This is a genomic window from Streptantibioticus parmotrematis (assembly GCF_019890615.1).
Lineage (GTDB): Bacteria > Actinomycetota > Actinomycetes > Streptomycetales > Streptomycetaceae > Streptantibioticus_D > Streptantibioticus_D parmotrematis.
This window is the reverse complement of the sequence record NZ_JAINVZ010000018.1, coordinates 19,569-36,524: the sequence shown is the minus strand read 5'-3', so window position 1 is coordinate 36,524 and position 16,956 is coordinate 19,569. Positions and strand designations below refer to the sequence as shown.

Below are 16,956 nucleotides of genomic sequence, written 5' to 3'. Positions count from 1 at the left end.
CGCCCCCCGACGGTCCGCACCGGCTGCTTCTCCCCCGTACGACCGGCGGCGCCGCCCCTTCCGGGACGGCCCTCCGGCCGGGCTGCGGGGTCAGTCCCGCCGGGTCGCGATCGCGAAGATGCGGCGGAACGGGAAGACCGTGCCACGCGGGCCCGGCGGGTAGGCCTTGCGGAGCAGGTCGCGGTACTGGGCGACGAACTCGTGCTGGGCCTCCTCGTCGCCGGCGAGGGCGGTGAGGACGGGGCGCAGGGCGGTGCCCTTGGTCCAGTCGAGCACCGGGTCCTCTCCGGTGAGGAGTTGGACGTAGGTGGTCTCCCAGGCGTCGACGACGCAGTCGAGGCCGCTGAGGAGTTCGAGGTATCCGGCGGTGTCGAGGATGTGGGTGTAGCGGCGTCCGTGGCCGCCGAGGCGTTCGCGCCACTGCGGTGCGTCGCACAGGTCGTCGAGGAGGGCGTGGCTGGGTGAGGTGAAGTTGCCGGGGACCTGGAGGGCGAAGGTGCCGCCGGGGGCGAGGCTGCCGATCCAGGTGGGGATCATGTCGGGGTGGTTGGGGACCCACTGGAGGGCGGCGCTGGAGACGATGAGGTCGTAGGGGCGGTCGGGGATCCAGGTGGCGGCGTCGGCCCGGCGGAAGGAGAGCCTGCCGCCGCCGGGGGTGAGTCCGGCGTACTGCTCGGCGGTGGCGAGCATCTCGGCGGAGCTGTCGAGGCCGGTGACGCGGGCGTCGGGCCAGCGGTCGGCGAGCAGGGTGGTGACGTTGCCGGGGCCGCAGCCGAGGTCGGCGATGCGCGGGGGGTTGCCGGGAATGGCGGGGATGCGGTGGAGAAGGTCGTGGAAGGGCCGGGTGCGGTGTCCGGCGTGGCGGAGGTACTGCTGCGGATCCCAGGTCGCCTGGTGCATGGGCGGGGCCCCCTCATGAGGTGCGTGTCCTTGAGTGGGAGGCGTGGCCGGCTTTCGACTGTCTCCCGACGCCGACATTGCCCATACAATCCTCTTTCCAATCTCTTGATGTCAAGAGACTTCATGTCGACAGAACCACTACACTGATCGCATGGAGGACGAGGTCGACAGGCTGGTGGCTGCGTGGCGCCGTGAGCGCCCGGACCTCGACGTGGAGCCGCTGGAGGTGCTGAGCCGCGTCAGCAGGCTCGCCCGGCACCTGGACCGGGCGCGGCGGCTCGCGTTCGCCGAGCACAGCCTCGAACCGTGGGAGTTCGACGTGCTGACGTCGCTGCGGCGGGCCGGCGCCCCCTATCAGCTGTCACCGGGGCAGCTGCTCACCCAGACGCTCGTGACGTCGGGCACGATGACCAACCGCATCGACCGGCTGGCCAAGCGCGGCCTGGTCGAGCGGCTGCCCGACCCCAACGACCGGCGCGGCGTGCTGGTGCGCCTCACCGTCGAGGGCCAGCACCGCGCGGATGAGTCACTGGCCGGGCTGCTGGACCAGGAGCGGGCGATCCTGGGTGAGCTGTCCTCCCGCCAGCGCACCGAACTCGCCTCGTTGCTGCGCCAGTTGACGGCGCCGTTCGACAACGTGCCGGGCTGAGCGTTCGACGACGTGCGGAGCCGAGCGTTCGATGGCGCGCCCGGCTTACTCCGTACGGCCCGAACGTCACGCGGTCGTGCCGCTGCCCGCCGGTATCGCGAGGTCGGCGGGGCCGACGCCCGCGCGCCGGGCCAGTGCGACGGCGGCCAGGGTGGAGTGCACGCCGAGCTTGCCCAGCACGTTCTGCATGTGGGTGCGGACGGTGTGCGGGGAGAGGTAGAGCCGTTCCGCGACCGCCTTGCGGCCGAGGCCCGCGACCATGCAGCGCAGCACTTCCTGCTCGCGCGGCGTCAGCGACTCCACCAGCCGTTCGCTCTCGGTGCGGTGCCTGCGGGCGGCGGTCAGCTCGCGCAGCACCCCGGTGAGCAGCGCGGGCGGCAGGTGCGTCTCGTCGCGCAGCACTCCGCGGATGACGGCGAGCAGCCGGGACAGGGAGCTGTCCTTGGCGACCCAGCCGGCCGCCCCGGCCTGCAGGGCGCGCGCGGCGCGGCGCGGGTCGTCGCGTTCGGCCAGCACGACGGTACGGGTGGCGGGATGGCCGGCGCGGACCCGTTCCACCAGGGCTATGCCGTCCAGCGGCGCGTCGGCCCCAGGTTGGCCGGGTACGCGCGGCGGCACGGCGGACGGGACCGGCTCGGCGGCACGAGGCTCGACGTTGCGGGGCTCGGCGGCGCGGGGTTCGGGCGGGCGGAGCTGCTCCGGCGTGCGGGGTGCGGGCAGGTGGGCGACGGCGCCCAGGTCGGCGTCGACCAGCAGCACGTCGAAGCGCCTGCCTTCGCCCGCGGCGCGGTCCAGGGCGCGCTGGGCCGCGGGGCCGCTCCCGGCCGCCAGGACCTCGACGTCCGGCTCCGCCGCGAGGGCGGCGGCCAGCGACTCGGCGAATATGCGGTGGTCGTCGACCACCAGTACGCGAATCCGGGCCACGCGATCACACTCCCCCTCGCCGCGGATGACGGACGGCTGCTGCTTGGCACGCGGGGCGGGGCGGACCGGGCCTCGCCCCCGGCGCACCACTCCCTGCGACCGGTCCCGTACGCACCGGAACCCATGCCGAAAGCGTAGGCCGGAGCACTGACACCGGGAGGCGGAACGGCGAACTCGGGTGCAGGGGGCGGGTGTTCGGCGCGAAAGGAACGGCCGGGGGCGGGATCGCGGCTGTGGCACGCACGGGGGTCGTACGGGAGGTGACGGCGGGGCGACGCCCCAGGCAGGGGCGGTACGGGCCCAGGGCGAGGGTGTCCGTTCCGTCGGCATACGGCAGGGTGTGCGGCGCGGGCGGAACGGTTGCGCGGAACGTCGGTGCGCGCTGGTCGACCACTCCGCACGCGGCGCACGGAGGCCCCGTACGCAACGCCAGTCACACCGCACACGCCCCGGCGCGCGGTCGGCGCGGACCGCCCGCCACGCGATCCCACCCGCCCGTCCGCCCCTTCACGCCTTCACGCCTTCACGCGGAACCGCGACGCCGGATCGCCTCACGCCTTCATCGCGCGGAACCGCGACGCCGGACCGCCTCACGCCGTCAAGCAGGCCCCCGCCTCACGCCATGACACGGCTCACCCGATCCGCCTGGCCCCCGCGCCCGGCGTGGCGGTGAAGACCCGCGGCGCGGCCCAGCCCTTCGTGGTGAACGCCGCGGTGATCGCCTCGGTGACCTTGTCCGTGCTCGCGTTCTCCGCCAGGACGATCGCGGAGCCGCCGAAGCCGCCGCCGGTCATGCGGGCCCCGAGCGCTCCGGCGTCGAGGGCGGTGTCGACCACGAGGTCCAACTCCGCGCAGGAGACCCGGAAGTCGTCGCGCAGCGAGGCGTGCCCCTCGGTCAGGAGGGGGCCGACGGCGCGGGGGTCGCCCGCTTCGAGGAGCGCGGCGACGCGGGTGACGCGGCGGTTCTCGGTGACGATGTGCCGTACCAGCCGCCGCACCTCCTCGCCGGTGCCGCCCGCCTCCAACCGCCTCAGTGCCGCGTCGAGTTCGTCGTACGGGATGTCCCGCAGCGCGGGTACCCCGAGGGCGGCGGCGCCGGCCTCGCAGCCGCGGCGGCGGTCCCCGTAGGCGCCGTCGCTGTGGGCGTGCTTGACGCGGGTGTCGACGACCAGCAGCCGCAGGCCGGCTGCGGCGAGGTCGAACGGGATCTGCCGCTGCGTCAGGTCGCGGGTGTCGAGGTGCAGGGCGTGGCCCTCGGCGCAGCAGGCGGAGGCGGTCTGGTCCATGATCCCGGTGGGCGCGCCGACGAAGTCGTTCTCGGCGCGCTGGCACAGTCGGGCCAACGGGCCGCGTTCCAGGCCGAGTTCGTACAGGTCGGAGAGCGCGAGCGCGGTGACGACCTCTAGGGCGGCGGAGGAGGACAGCCCGGCGCCGGTGGGAACGGTGGAGTCGTAGTGGATGTCCGCGCCGCCGACGTGGTGGCCGGCTTCGCGCAGGGCCCACAGGACTCCGGCGGGGTAGGCGGTCCAGCCGGTGACGCGGCCGGGGGCGAGGTCGGCGAGGCGCAGTGCGGTGACGGCGCCGGTGGGGTCGTCGCTGGAGTGCAGGCGCAGCAGGCCGTCGTCGCGGCGGGCGACGGTGGCGCGGGTGGTGTGGGGCAGGGCGAACGGCATGACGAAGCCGTCGTTGTAGTCGGTGTGCTCCCCGATGAGGTTGACCCGCCCCGGAGCCGCCCATTCACCCTCTGGGGTGAATCCGAACGTGCGTTGGAACGCCTCGGCGGTCACGCCTCGTTCTCCTTGTGTGACGCGCTGGAGGGCGCGGCGGGCGAGGGGTCGCGGCGGTCCCCGTTCGGCTCGAACTCCCACGCGTCGCGGACGATCGACGCCAGGTCGGTACGGGTCGGCTTCCAGCCGAGGCGGGTGCGGGCGCGCTCGGCGGAGGCCACCAGGACCGCGGGGTCCCCTGCCCGCCGGGACGCGGGGGTCTCCGGGATCGGGTGACCGGTGACCCGCCGGACGGTGTCGACGACCTCGCGCACGGAGAAGCCGTTGCCGTTGCCGAGGTTGCAGATCAAGTGCTCGCCCGCGCGTGCGTGGGCGAGGGAGAGGAGGTGCGCGTCGGCGAGGTCGGCGACGTGGATGTAGTCCCGGACGCAGGTGCCGTCCGGGGTGGGGTAGTCGTCGCCGTAGACGGAGATCGACTCGCGTTCGCCGCGGGCGACTTGGAGGACGAGGGGGATGAGATGCGACTCGGGTTCGTGGCGCTCGCCGTAGGTGGTGCCGTCCTGCGCGGTATACGCACCGGCGACGTTGAAGTAGCGCAGTGACACCGCGGCCAGTCCGTGGGCGGCGCATTCACCGCTGATCATCTGGTCGACGGCGAGTTTGGTCGCGCCGTACGGGTTGGTGGGCAGCGTCGGCAGGTCCTCGGTGATGGGGACGGTGGCCGGTTCGCCGTAGGTGGCGGCGGTGGAGGAGAAGACGAGGCTGCGCACGTCGGCGTCGCGCATGGCGGTGAGCAGTTCGATGGTGCCGCCGACGTTGTTGCGCCAGTACTTCTCGGGCCGCGCGACGGATTCGCCGACCTGTGAGCAGGCGGCGAAGTGGAGCACGGCGTCGTAGGAGGGGTCCAGGACGCTCGCGGCGTCCTGGATGCGGCCCTCCACGAAGTCCGCCGCCGCGGGCACGCCCGCGCGGTGGCCGGTGGACAGGTCGTCCAGCACGGTGACCCGGTGTCCGGCCTCCAGCAGGTGGGCGGCCACGACGCTGCCGACGTAGCCGGCGCCGCCGGTGACGAGGTACCTCTTGGTGCTGCTGCTCACGTGGGTGTCGCCTTCCTGGGGGTGCTGGGGCCTGCGAGCCGCCCCGTGCCGCAACCTAGCCGTCGTCGCTATCGGTGCGCTGTGAGGCGGAAGCCGGGGGTGGCGACCTCGCGCAGCCGGGCGGCGGCGGTCTCGGGCGGCACGTCGTTGACGAAGACGTTCATGCCGGATTCCGAACCGGCGAGGAACTTCAGCTTGCCCTTGGAGCGGCGGACGGTGAACAGCTCCAGGTGCAGCCCGAACTCCCGGCGGTCCGGGTGGTGCACGGGGGCCTGGTGCCAGGCGGAGATGTACGGCGTGGGCGGCTCGTCGGGGCCGAAGACGCGGTCGAAGCGACGCAGCACTTCCAGGTAGACGTGCGGGAACTCGGCGCGCGCGGCGTCGTCGAGCGCGGGCAGGTCGGGGACGCGGCGGCGGGGGTAGAGGTGGACCTCGTACGGCCAGTGGGCGGCGTGCGGGACGAAGGCGGTCCAGTGGTCGCCGTCGATGACCACCCGGGCGGCGTCGGCGCGTTCGGCGGCGAGGACGTCGTCGAAGAGGTTGCGGCCTCCCGTCCTGTCGCGGTGGGCGGCGAGTTCGCGCAGGGTGCTCTCGGTGCGCGGGGTGACGAAGGGGTAGGCGTAGATCTGGCCGTGGGAGTGGCTGAGGGTGACGCCGATCTCGCGGCCGCGGTTCTCGAAGCAGAAGACCTGTTCCACGCCTGGGAGTTCGGACAGTTCCGCGGTGCGGTCGGTCCACACTTCCAGGACGAGCGCGGCCTGTTCGGGGGTGAGGTCGGCGAACGAGGCGTCGTGGTCGGAGGTGAAGCAGACCACCTCGCAGCGCCCGGCGGCGGGGCGGCGCGCGAACAGTCCTCGCTCGTCCTCGGCCGACTGCGGTCCCGGGGGGCCGATGAGGGAGGGGAAGCGGTTCTCGAAGACGACGACGTCGTAGTCGTCGGAGGGGATCTCGCTGAGCCGGCCGTCACGCGAGGGGCACAGCGGGCACTCGTCGGCGGGCGGGTGGTAGGTGCGGCCCTGCCGGTGCGAGGCGATGGCGACCCAGTCGCCCCGCAGGGGGTCGCGGCGGATCTCCGAGGCGGTCGAGGTGGCGTCGAGCGGGCGGTGGTCGACGGTGTCGCGGACCGCGTCGTCGCGGGAGTCGTAGTGGACCAGTTCCCGGCCGTCGGCGAGGCGGGTCGTCGTCTTCTTCACCCAGGAGGCTCCTCACAGCGTTCAGCCCCAAACATAACCGAACACAATGAACCACAAGCCAACAGTGGCGTCAATGCCGCGATCACGAGCGTGGCTGGGCGCCACGCTCGTGGGCTTGCGGGGGCGGCGCGGGGTGTTCGCGCGGGGTGGGGGGGGCGGGCTTGCGGCGCAATCCAACAAATAGCATCAGGAATCGTGCGGATCACGGAGGTGGGAAGGGAGGGCGCGCCGCCCTCGCCCCGGGAGAGGGCACGCCGACGAGTGCGTGCGCCACGGCTGCTTCGGGGGCGCGACCGCCTCTGCCTCGCCACGGAAGACGGCACGCCCGGCGACCGCGTTCGCCACGGCTGCTTCGGCGGGCACGGCTACTTCGGCCGGCACGATCGCCTCTGCCTCGCCACCGAAGACGGCACGCCCGACGACCCCGTTCGCCACGTTCGCGTCAGGCGGTGCCCGCCCCCGCGCTACTCCCCCCGGTGCGGGCCCGAGGGGATGCCTTCCGCTGCTGCTCGGTCCAGGAGGCCCGTTCGGGCGGCGAGCGCTGCGGCCTCCAGGCGGGAGCCGACGCCCAGCTTCATCAGGACGCGCTGGACGTGGGTGCGGGCGGTGCTCGGCGCGATGCGCATCCCGGCCGCGATCAGCCGCGTGTCCTCGCCCTCGGCGACCCGCACCAGCACCTCCAGCTCGCGCGGCGTGAGTATCTGGAGCAGTCGGCTGCCCTCGTCGTCCGGTTCGGCCGCCGGGTGCAGCAGTTCCGCGAACGCGCCCTGCAACAGCGGCGGTGCGACCGCGACCTCGCCCGCTCGGGCCTTGGCCATCGCCCGTTCCACGCCCTCGATGCGCTCGTCGTGCCGTACGTAGCCGGACGCCCCGGACGCGAACGCCGCCGCGATGCCACGCGGGTTGGGCACGGGACCGAGCACCACGACGGCGACAGCGGGCCGTTCGCGCTTGATGCGGGCCACCGGGTCGAAGGCGCCCGGCTCGGCCGGGGAGGCGGTGCCCAGCAGGCACACCTCGGGGGCGCGGGCGATCACCAGGTCGGCCGCCCCCGCGCTCGGCGCGCCCGCCGCCAGCACCCGGTGTCCGCGCAGTTTCAGCGCCGAGGCCAGCGCCTCCGCGAGCAGTCTGTGGTCGTCGACCACCACGAGCCGTACGCCCATCCGGTCAGCCCCCCATTCCCCCCTCAGCGGTGTGACCCCCGGCCTCACCTGGTCCACGCGTGCCCCTCTCCCGACGTAGCGCGGCTCACCCGGCGTCCCGCCACGGCCCCCACCCCCTGGGGACCCGGGTCCAGTCCCGGAAGCTACACGCTTGTTCGACGTCCCGCCCCCCTTACCGGGGAGAAGCGTGCCCCAATACCGAAAATCCCTACCTTCCCGGCGGGTTCAGGCCGCAATCCGTCCGGATTCGTCCGAGTACCGACCGGGAAACGGCGACGGCCGCCCGGTTCCGCCCCCGTTCAGAGGCGGGGTGGCCGGGCGGCCGTCGTGGGACCGCGTCGCGGGCGGGGTCGCTCAGTGCAGGCCCGCCATCAGGTACTTGTAGTCGCCGTTGTCGGTGACCTCGGTGAGCGACAGCACGAACGTGTTGTCGTACCAGCCCTCGTCCAGGTCGTTGATGCCGGGCATGTAAGCGTCGTACTCCTGCTCGCGGGTGTCGTCGGAGAACTTCAGGTACGGGCTGATCGCGCCGGTGGACGGGGCGAGCGTGACGATCGCGCCGCCGTGCTCGTAGGCGACCTCCTGGTACGCGACGACCGCGTGCCCCTGGATGCCCACCACGTCCAGCGGCGTACCGGGGTTCTTCGACAGCCACTTGGGGTTGCCGGTGGTCAGGTCGAAGGCGGCGACCTGGTTGGTCTCGCCGTCCGTGGCCGAGCCGCCGCTCTGGATGCCGGTGGCCATGTAGAGGGTGTTGCCGTCGACCGCGACGTTCCGGCACGGGGTCATGTTGTTCGACGGGCACTGGATGGCGTACTTGCTCTGCCCGTCGCCGCCCTTGCCCAGCGAGATCTTGCCCTGCAACCGGCCTCCGTCCACGTCCCACACGTCGGTGATCAGGTCGTTGCCCGCGCTGATGCCGACGACGACCGGGTTGACGGAGATGACGTTGGTGACCGACGTGCCGGCCGGGGCGTCCCAGGTCCAGGTGGGCTTGCCGGTGGCCGGGTTGATCAGCGAGACGTGGTACGGCGGGTCGCTGTCGAGGCCGCACTTGTAGACCTCGACCATCCGCGCGCCCCCGGCGAACCCGGCGTCACTGCAGTTGTCGCCCGCGTTGGAGTGCCACAGCGGCTTGGCCGTGGACACCTGGAACGACACCGTGTTGGAGTCCCAGGTCACCGCGAGGGTGTCCCCGCTGATCGCCATGTCGGTGTACATGAACTCGTACTTGCCGGACTCGCCCGACGAACCGGAGGAGGAGGTCAGCGGCTTGTGCCAGGTCATCTTGCCCGCGCTGGTGTCGATGACCATGACGTTCTCGCAGTCGGTGCCGTACTGCACGGCGATCCGGTGGCTGACGAGGTCGGTCGCGTCGGCGCAGGTGTCGCCCTCCGGGGACGGCACGCTCCAGCGCTGCTGCCCGGAGGCGAGGTCGTACGCGGTCACCGCGGTCGTCGACTGCTTGATGACGTCGCCGCCGTCGAACCACTGCCCGGCGGTCGGCGCGACCAGCTGCGCCTTGGACACCTTGGGCGCGGCGACCGTCCAGGCCACCTTACCCTCGGAGTTGTGCGGCTTGTCGTCCTGCGTGCCGCCGGAGGCCGAGACGTTCGGGTGCGGCTTGGAGCCGCCGCCGGAGGTCAGCGCGTACGCGCCGCCGCCGATCACCAGGACTCCGGCCACGATCGCGGCGATCAGGCCGTACAGCTTGCCGCCGGACAGCCGCTTGCCACCGCCGGGCTGCGGCGGCTGGGGCTGCTGCGGGTAGCCGTAACCGTACGGGTTCTGCCCGCCGCCGTCCCAACCGCCCTGCTGCATCGGCTGGGTCGTGGGCTGCTGCTGCGGGTAGCCGTAGCCCGGCTGCTGGGCGGCGTACGGGTTCTGGCCGTACGGGGCGGGCTGGCCGTAACCGCCGCCCTGCTCGTACGGGTTGGGCGCGGCCGGGGGCTGCTGCGGGTAGCCGTAACCGGGCTGCGGCGGCTGCTGCGGATAGCCGTAACCGGGCTGCGGGGCCTGCGCGGGCGGGCCGAACGGGCTCTGCGGCGCGCCTCCGGGCGGGGGCGGCGGAGGCGGCGGGCCCTGCGGGGAGCCTCCGGGCGGGGGCGGCGGGTTGCCGTGGGCGAGCTGGGTCGGCATCTCGTGCCGCCCGGCGGGCGGTTGCCCGGGACCGGCCGCCGGCGGCTGCTGCTCCGGTCCCGCCGAAGGCTGCTGCGGGTCGGCCGCTTCGTTCGGGCCGTCCGGTGGCTGCGGCGGCGGTGGTTGCGACATCTGCGATCCCCCGTGTGATCCTAGAATTCCGTGGCGCGCCGGGAACCTCCGGCGCCAAACGGAACTCTTTGTATCACCGCCCCCGTACGGCGGAAGGGGCCGGTCCGCCCCGCTCCGGGGGGTGAGACCGGCCCGCGACCCGACCGTTACGCGAGCGCTACCGCCGTCCGCGTACGCCGTCGGCGCGGGCCGCCGCGGGTCAGTCCTCGGCCAGCTCCAGCCACCGCGTCTCCAGGTCCTCGCGCTCGTCACGCAGCCCGCGCAGCTCGGCGTCGAGCCCCGCGACCGCCTCGAAGTCGGTGGGGTTGTCGGCGATGCGGGCGTGCAGCTTCGCCTCCTTCTCACCGATGCGGTCCAACTGCCTTTCGATGCGCTGGAGTTCCTTCTGCGCGGCGCGCTGGTCGGCCGCCGACGACTTGGGCCGCTCGGTCGCCGCGGCCACCGCCTGCGGCTTGGGCGCCGCCTCGATCGCGGCCTGGCGGCGCTCCAGGTACTCGTCCACACCGCGCGGCAGCATCCGCAGCGTCTGGTCGCCGAGGAGGGCGAAGACGCGGTCGGTGGTGCGCTCGATGAAGTAGCGGTCGTGGCTGATGACGACCATCGAGCCGGGCCAGCCGTCGAGCAGGTCCTCCAGCTGGGTCAGGGTCTCGATGTCGAGGTCGTTGGTGGGCTCGTCGAGGAAGAGCACGTTGGGCTCGTCCATCAGCAGCCGCAGGATCTGCAGTCGCCTGCGCTCACCGCCGGACAGGTCGCCGACCGGCGTCCACTGCTTCTCCTTGGCGAAGCCGAACCGTTCGCACAGCTGCGAGGCGGTCATCTCGCGCCCCTTGCCCAGGTCGACGCGCTGCCGTACCTGTTCCACCGACTCCAGCACCCGCCAGGTGGGGTCGAGTTCGGCGACCTCCTGGGAGAGGTAGGCGAGCTTGACGGTCTTGCCGACGACGACGCGGCCCGCCTCCGGCTGCTGTTCGCCTCCGGTGCGAGCGGCCTCCGCGAGCGCCCGCAGCAACGAGGTCTTGCCCGCGCCGTTGACGCCGAGCACGCCGACGCGCTCGCCGGGGCCCAACTGCCAGCTCAGGTGGCGCAGCAGCACCTTCGGCCCGGCGGTGATCGTCACGTCCTCCAGGTCGAAGACGGTCTTGCCCAGGCGGGAGTTGGCGAACTTCATCAGCTCGGCGGTGTCGCGCGGCGGCGGCACGTCGGCGATCAGCTCGTTGGCGGCCTCGATGCGGAAGCGGGGCTTGGAGGTACGGGCCGGGGCGCCGCGGCGCAGCCAGGCGAGTTCCTTGCGGGCGAGGTTCTGCCGCTTGGTCTCCTCGGTGGCGGCGCGGCGTTCGCGTTCGGCCCGGGCGAAGACGTAGTCGGAGTAGCCGCCTTCGTACTCGTAGACCTCGGCGCGCTGCACGTCCCACATGCGGGTGCAGACCTGGTCGAGGAACCAGCGGTCGTGGGTGACGCAGACCAGCGCGGAACGCCGGGCCTTCAGGTGCGCGGCGAGCCAGGCGATGCCCTCGACGTCGAGGTGGTTGGTGGGCTCGTCCAGGACCAGCAGGTCCTGTTCGGCGATGAGCAGCTTGGCGAGCGCGATGCGGCGTCGTTCGCCGCCGGACAGCGGGCCGATGACGGTGTCCAGGCCCTGGTCGAAGCCGGGCAGGTCGAGCCCGCCGAACAGGCCGGTCAGCACGTCGCGGACCTTGGCGTCGCCCGCCCACTCGTGGTCGGCGCGGTCGCCGACCACCTCGTGCCGGATGGTGGCGGCCGGGTCGAGCGAGTCGCCCTGCGCCAGCACGCCGTACCGCAGGTCGCCGACGTGGGTGACGCGTCCGGTGTCCGGGGCCTCCAGCTTGGCGAGGACGCGGATGAGGGTGGTCTTGCCGTCGCCGTTGCGGCCGACGACGCCGATGCGGTCGCCTTCCGAGACACCGAGGGAGATGCCGTCGAGCAGGGTACGGGTGCCGTAGACCTTGCCGATGGACTCGGCGTTGACGAGGTTGACGGCCATTTCACTCCATGATCGATGTGATCGACGTGATCGACGTGGTGATCGAGGGGCCACGCGGCGCGGGCCGGGGCGAACTCCCAGCGTAGTCGCCGCGCGACGGGCCCCGGTCCGCGCCCGCTAGCGCAGCACGGTCGCCCCCGGCACCGGGCCGGAGGTCACCCGTACCGCGCGGCAGGTGGCGGACCGCAGCAGGGCTTCGGCGACGCCTTCCGCGGCCTCGGGGTCCTTGGCGAGGAACGCGCAGGTGGGCCCGGAGCCGGAGACCAGCGCGGCCAGCGCGCCGCCCTCGCTCCCGGCCCGCAGGGTCTCCGTCAGCGAGGGCCGCAGCGAGACGGCGGCGGGCTGCAGATCGTTGGCGAGGACGGCGGCGAGCGCGCCGGGGTCACCGGTGCGCAGCGCGCGCAGCAGGTCGCCGGAGGGCGCGGGCTCGGGCACGTCGGCCGCCGACGAACCGGTGCCGGCGGCTTCCCGCAGCCGGTCGCACTCGCGGTAGACGGCCGGGGTGGACAGTCCGCCGTCGGCGACGGCGAAGACCCAGTGGAGGACGCCGCCGGTCTCCAGCGGCTCCAGCAGCTCGCCCCTTCCGCGGCCGAGTGCGGCGCCGCCGACCAGGCTGAACGGCACGTCGCTGCCCAACTCGGCGCAGATCGCGAGCAATTCGTCGCGCGTCGCCCCGGTCTCCCACAGCGTGTCGCAGGCCAGCAGCGCGCCCGCGCCGTCCGCGCTGCCGCCCGCCATGCCGCCCGCGACGGGGATGTCCTTGGCGATGTGCAGGTGGACGCGGGGTTCGACGCCGTGCCGGGCGGCCAGCGCGAGCGCGGCGCGGGCGGCGAGGTTGCTCTCGTCCAGCGGCACCTGGTGGGCGTCGGGACCGGAGACGGTGATGCGCAGCCGGTCGGACGGGGTCGCGGTGATCTCGTCGTACAGGCCGACGGCGAGGAACACGTTGGCCAGGTCGTGGAACCCGTCCGGGCGCAGTCCGCCCACGGCGAGCTGCACGTTGACCTTGGCGGGCACGCGGACGGTGACGGGGGCGGCGGTCACGGCGGGTGGCTCCTCGGACGGTACGGGGGTGTGGCTCCCCGGGCGGGGGTGCGGCTCAGCGGGCCGGGCGGTTCTCGGCGATGCGGGCGAACTCGGTGACGGTCAGCGCCTCCCCCCGGGCCTGCGGCGAGACGCCCGCCGCGACCAGGGCGGTCTCGGCGGCCGCCGCCGACCCGGCCCACCCGGCCAGTGCCGCCCGCAGCGTCTTGCGGCGCTGGGCGAAGGCGGCGTCGACGACCGCGAAGACCTCCTCGCGGCTCGCGGTGGTCTGCGGCGGCTCGGCCCGGCGCACCAGGGAGACCAGGCCGGAGTCCACGTTGGGCGCGGGCCAGAAGACGTTGCGGCCGATCGCGCCCGCCCGCTTGACCTGCGCGTACCAGGCGGCCTTGACCGACGGCACGCCGTAGACCTTGGAGCCGGGCGCCGCCGCCAGCCGGTCCGCGACCTCCGACTGCACCATGACCAGAGTGCGTTCGATGCTGGGGAACGTCGCCAGCATGTGCAGCAGCACCGGCACGGCCACGTTGTACGGGAGGTTGGCGACCATCGCGGTGGGGGCCGGGCCCGGCAGCTCGGTGACCTTCATCGCGTCGGAGTGCACCAGCGAGAAGCGGTCGGCGCGCTCCGGCATCCTGGCGCGCACGGTGGTGGGCAGCGCGCCGGCGAGGACCGGGTCGATCTCCACGGCGACCATCCGGTCGGCGGTCTCCAGCAGCGCCAGCGTCAGCGACCCGAGCCCCGGCCCGACCTCCACCACCACGTCGTCGGGCCGCACCTCGGCGGTGCGCACGATGCGCCGCACGGTGTTGGCGTCGATCACGAAGTTCTGGCCGAACTGCTTGGTCGGGCGTACGCCGAGCGCCGCCGCGAGTTCGCGGATGTCGGCGGGGCCCAGGAGCGGTCCCGATTCGGTGGCGCCGGATGCGGTGGAGGAGGTGCTGCTCACGCGCTCAAGCCTACGTGCCGCCCGCCGCGCCTCAGTACCCGAAGACGCGAGCGGTGTTGGCCGCGACCGCCGCCGCGAGGGTGTCCTCGTCCACGCCCTTGACCTGCGCCATCGCCCGCAGGGTGAGCGGGATCAGGTACGGCGCGTTGGGCCGCCCCCGGTACGGCGCGGGCGTCAGGAACGGCGCGTCGGTCTCGACCAGCAGCAACTCGGCCGGTGCGACGGCGAGGGCGTCCCGCAGCGGCTGGGCGTTCTTGAACGTGACGTTGCCCGCGAACGACATGTGGTACCCGGCGTCCGCGCACACCTTGGCCATCGCCGCGTCCCCCGAGTAGCAGTGGAAGACCACGGTGCGCGGCGAGCCCTCCTCGGCCAGGACCCGCAGCACGTCGTCGTGCGCGTCACGGTCGTGGATGACCAGCGCCTTGTCGTACCGCTTGGCGATCTCGATGTGCCGACGGAAGGAGTACGTCTGCGCCTCGACGCCTTCCTCGCCGGTGCGGAAGTAGTCGAGCCCGGTCTCGCCCACGCCCCTGACCTGCGGCAATGCGGCGAGTGCGGCGATCTGCTCCAGCGCGGCGTCCAGCGCCGCCATCCCTCCGGCCTGCCGCGCGCCCTGCCGCGACCAGCCGTCAGGGTCCCCATGGACGATCCGGGGAGCCTCGTTGGGGTGCAGGGCGACGGCGGCGTGGACGTTCTCGTACCGCTCCGCGGTCTCGGCGGCCCAGCGCGATCCGCCGAGGTCGCACCCCACCTGCACGACGGCCGTCACCCCGACGGAGGCGGCCTTGGCCAGCGCCTCGTCGACCGTTCCGGCCTGCATGTCGAGGTGGGTGTGCGAGTCCGCCACCGGCACGGCCAACGGCTCGGGGAGCGGCGGTGCCGCGTTCTTGTCCGGTACGGAGGATCGAGTTGCCGCCATGGTCGGTCAGTCTACGAACCCGAGGCCGGCCCTGCCGGGGTGGGCGCCCGGGTCAGGCGGCGCGGTGGTGCTCGTCGCCCTCACGGTGCCCGAGGTGGAGGAAGGCCAGCAGGTCGGCGAGCCAGTGGTGCTCGTGCCGGGCCTTCGGTTCCCTGGCCGTCGTCGACGAGGAGCCGTCCTCGTCGCCCTCGTCACGGTCGGCCATCAGGATCGGCACGGCCGCCGAGCTGTGGCCGCGCGGCGGGGGCGAGGAGTGGGCGCTGTGCTCCCACCGGGCGCTGGAGACGCGGCCGGAGCGCATGATCCGTACGAGGTGGCCACCGCAGTTCGTGCAGTTCGGCCGGGTCAGCGGCGAGGGGACGCGCTGGTGCCCGGCGGTGTAGTAGACGACGGAGAGGTGGCCGTGCTCATCGGTGTGGTGCGCTATGTCGTACGACTCCTCCCAGCCGGCGCCGCAGTTCATGCAGGCGAACGAGTACGCCTCGTGGACGGTCTCGCTGTCCGGGCCGGTGGTGGACTGGTACGGGGTGCCGACGGTCTCGCTCATCGCAGCTCCTGGTGCCCTCCGGACGGGTGTCCGGAGCGGGACTTCCCACCTACCAGCGAACGCCTCATTCCGGCGCGACGCAGCAGGGGTGGTCTCGTCTTGAGCCAGATTTGGGGGTTTTGTGGTCTGGGTCTTTATTTCTCCCCGAAGTTCCACCGTATGCCTTTACCGGTCTTTGTGGAACGGGGGTCGATGCAGGTCAGGGGCGTGGAGGTGTCGTAGCGGGGTCTATTTGCGGAGTGTTACGTCTGCGCCGCTGCGCGGCGGCCCGTTGGGGCGGAGTGTTACGTCTGCGCTGCTTCGCAGCTTGAGGGGCAGGAGGGGAGGGGCTCCAGCGCTGCGCGCCCCCGCTCGATGGCCGTTCGCTTCGCGCCCGGCTCGGTCTGACTGGGGTCGCGGGTTCCTGGTCTGCGGATTGGTTGTCACCCCGTTGTCGGTGACAAGGGTTTTCGTCAACCAGGCATGCCGGAAAAGCTTGTCACCGGCAACGGGGTGACAAACGTTTCCCAGGACTACCTGCCGGTCGCGCAGCGGACGGCCCTCAGCGCAGCGCGCAGCGCGCAGCGCGCTAGCCCCCCGCCCTTCCGCCCCCTCAAGCCGCGAAGCGGCGCAGACGTAACACTCCGCCCAGCAGGCCGCCGCGCAGCGGCGCAGACGTAACACTCCGCAAACAAGGCCCAACGCCACGACAAACAGATCAAGCCCGCTTCGCCGCCACCACCGCGTCGAAGACCCGCCGCTTCGGGACCCCCGCCTCCCCCGCCACGCTCGCGATGGCCGCCTTGCGGGCCTCGCCCGCGGACTCCCTGACGGCGACCCTGCGGGCCAGCTCCGCGTCGTCCAGTTCCTCCGGGGCCGGCTCGCCCGCTCCCTCGACGACGACCGTGATCTCGCCGCGTACGCCGTCGCGTGACCACTCCGCCAGTTCGGCGAGCGGGCCGCGCCTGACCTCCTCGTACGTCTTGGTCAGCTCCCGGCACACCGCCGCCCTGCGCTCCGGTCCGAAGACCTCGGCCATCGCGGCGAGCGCCTCGGCGATGCGGTGGGTGGACTCGAAGTAGACGAGGGTGCGGCGGTCGGTGGCGACCTCGCGCAACCGGGAGAGGCGTTCGCCCTGCTTGCGCGGCAGGAAGCCCTCGAAGCAGAAGCGGTCCACCGGCAGCCCGGACAGCGCCAGCGCCGTCAGCACCGCCGAGGGGCCCGGCACGGCGGTGACCGTGATGTCGCGTTCCACGCAGGCGGCCACCAGCCGGTAGCCCGGGTCGGAGACCGACGGCATGCCCGCGTCGGTGACCAGCAGCACCCGCGCGCCGCCCGCCAGCGCCTCGACGAGTTCCGGGGTGCGGGCGGTCTCGTTGCCCTCGAAGTACGAGACGATCCGGCCGGTGGGCGTCACCTCCAGGGTCGCCGCGAGGCGCCGCAGCCTCCGGGTGTCCTCGGCGGCGACGATGTCGGCCGCCGCCAGTTCGGCGGACAGGCGGGGCGGGGCGTCGGCGGGGTCGCCGATGGGGGTTCCGGCCAGTACGAGTACTCCAGTCACCCGCCCAGTCTCCCCGACCCGGGACGTCCCC

At 73.1% G+C, this 16,956-nt stretch carries 14 protein-coding genes; 1 reads left to right on the top strand and 13 read right to left on the bottom strand.

What is annotated here, in order from left to right; translation table 11 throughout:
* Positions 1-90: 90 nt before the first annotated feature.
* Positions 91-900 carry a trans-aconitate 2-methyltransferase gene (locus tag K7472_RS23075; RefSeq protein WP_222980445.1) on the bottom strand — a complete coding sequence of 270 codons (810 nt, stop codon included), beginning with the start codon at positions 898-900 and terminating at the stop codon, positions 91-93.
* Between the two features lie 151 nt (positions 901-1,051).
* Here K7472_RS23075 and K7472_RS23070 point away from each other — a divergent pair, with 151 nt between their 5' ends.
* The gene (locus K7472_RS23070) at positions 1,052-1,549 is read left to right on the top strand and encodes a MarR family winged helix-turn-helix transcriptional regulator (protein ID WP_222980444.1); all 498 of its coding nucleotides are present in this window, start codon (positions 1,052-1,054) and stop codon (positions 1,547-1,549) included.
* A gap of 66 nt (positions 1,550-1,615) precedes the next feature.
* Here K7472_RS23070 and K7472_RS23065 read toward each other — a convergent pair whose 3' ends face one another.
* From K7472_RS23065 to rsmI, 12 genes are all read right to left on the bottom strand, one after another.
* Positions 1,616-2,473 (bottom strand): response regulator transcription factor, encoded by an 858-nt coding sequence (locus tag K7472_RS23065; RefSeq protein WP_222980443.1) that lies wholly within the window; start codon positions 2,471-2,473, stop codon positions 1,616-1,618.
* A gap of 632 nt (positions 2,474-3,105) precedes the next feature.
* Positions 3,106-4,260, bottom strand: a complete 1,155-nt coding sequence (gene galK, locus K7472_RS23060; RefSeq protein WP_222980442.1) for a galactokinase — start codon at positions 4,258-4,260, stop codon at positions 3,106-3,108.
* A complete protein-coding gene (gene galE, locus K7472_RS23055; RefSeq protein WP_222980441.1) occupies positions 4,257-5,297 on the bottom strand; it encodes a UDP-glucose 4-epimerase GalE in 1,041 nt (346 codons plus the stop codon). Before galE ends, galK begins: the two co-directional genes overlap by 4 nt.
* Positions 5,298-5,365: 68 nt before the next feature.
* Complete coding sequence (gene galT / locus K7472_RS23050) at positions 5,366-6,490, bottom strand: galactose-1-phosphate uridylyltransferase (protein WP_222980440.1); 1,125 nt, start codon at positions 6,488-6,490, stop codon at positions 5,366-5,368.
* A gap of 464 nt (positions 6,491-6,954) precedes the next feature.
* Positions 6,955-7,653: a response regulator transcription factor gene (locus K7472_RS23045; RefSeq protein WP_222980439.1), complete on the bottom strand. Its 699-nt coding sequence runs from the start codon at positions 7,651-7,653 to the stop codon at positions 6,955-6,957.
* A gap of 354 nt (positions 7,654-8,007) precedes the next feature.
* Positions 8,008-9,924: an outer membrane protein assembly factor BamB family protein gene (locus K7472_RS23040; RefSeq protein WP_289679215.1), complete on the bottom strand. Its 1,917-nt coding sequence runs from the start codon at positions 9,922-9,924 to the stop codon at positions 8,008-8,010.
* A 199-nt stretch (positions 9,925-10,123) separates the two neighbouring features.
* Positions 10,124-11,926, bottom strand: a complete 1,803-nt coding sequence (locus K7472_RS23035) for an ABC-F family ATP-binding cassette domain-containing protein (protein ID WP_222980438.1) — start codon at positions 11,924-11,926, stop codon at positions 10,124-10,126.
* A gap of 117 nt (positions 11,927-12,043) precedes the next feature.
* Positions 12,044-12,970, bottom strand: coding sequence for a 4-(cytidine 5'-diphospho)-2-C-methyl-D-erythritol kinase (locus K7472_RS23030; RefSeq protein WP_222980437.1), 927 nt, complete (start codon positions 12,968-12,970; stop codon positions 12,044-12,046).
* A 55-nt stretch (positions 12,971-13,025) separates the two neighbouring features.
* Entirely contained in the window at positions 13,026-13,916 is an 891-nt protein-coding gene (rsmA, locus tag K7472_RS23025) for a 16S rRNA (adenine(1518)-N(6)/adenine(1519)-N(6))-dimethyltransferase RsmA (protein ID WP_222980436.1), read from the bottom strand.
* 31 nt (positions 13,917-13,947) lie between these two features.
* The gene (locus tag K7472_RS23020; RefSeq protein ID WP_222980435.1) at positions 13,948-14,838 is read right to left on the bottom strand and encodes a TatD family hydrolase; all 891 of its coding nucleotides are present in this window, start codon (positions 14,836-14,838) and stop codon (positions 13,948-13,950) included.
* 52 nt (positions 14,839-14,890) lie between these two features.
* Positions 14,891-15,385 carry a hypothetical protein gene (locus tag K7472_RS23015; protein WP_222980434.1) on the bottom strand — a complete coding sequence of 165 codons (495 nt, stop codon included), beginning with the start codon at positions 15,383-15,385 and terminating at the stop codon, positions 14,891-14,893.
* A 697-nt stretch (positions 15,386-16,082) separates the two neighbouring features.
* Positions 16,083-16,925, bottom strand: coding sequence for a 16S rRNA (cytidine(1402)-2'-O)-methyltransferase (gene rsmI, locus K7472_RS23010; protein ID WP_222980433.1), 843 nt, complete (start codon positions 16,923-16,925; stop codon positions 16,083-16,085).
* Positions 16,926-16,956 lie beyond the last annotated feature (31 nt).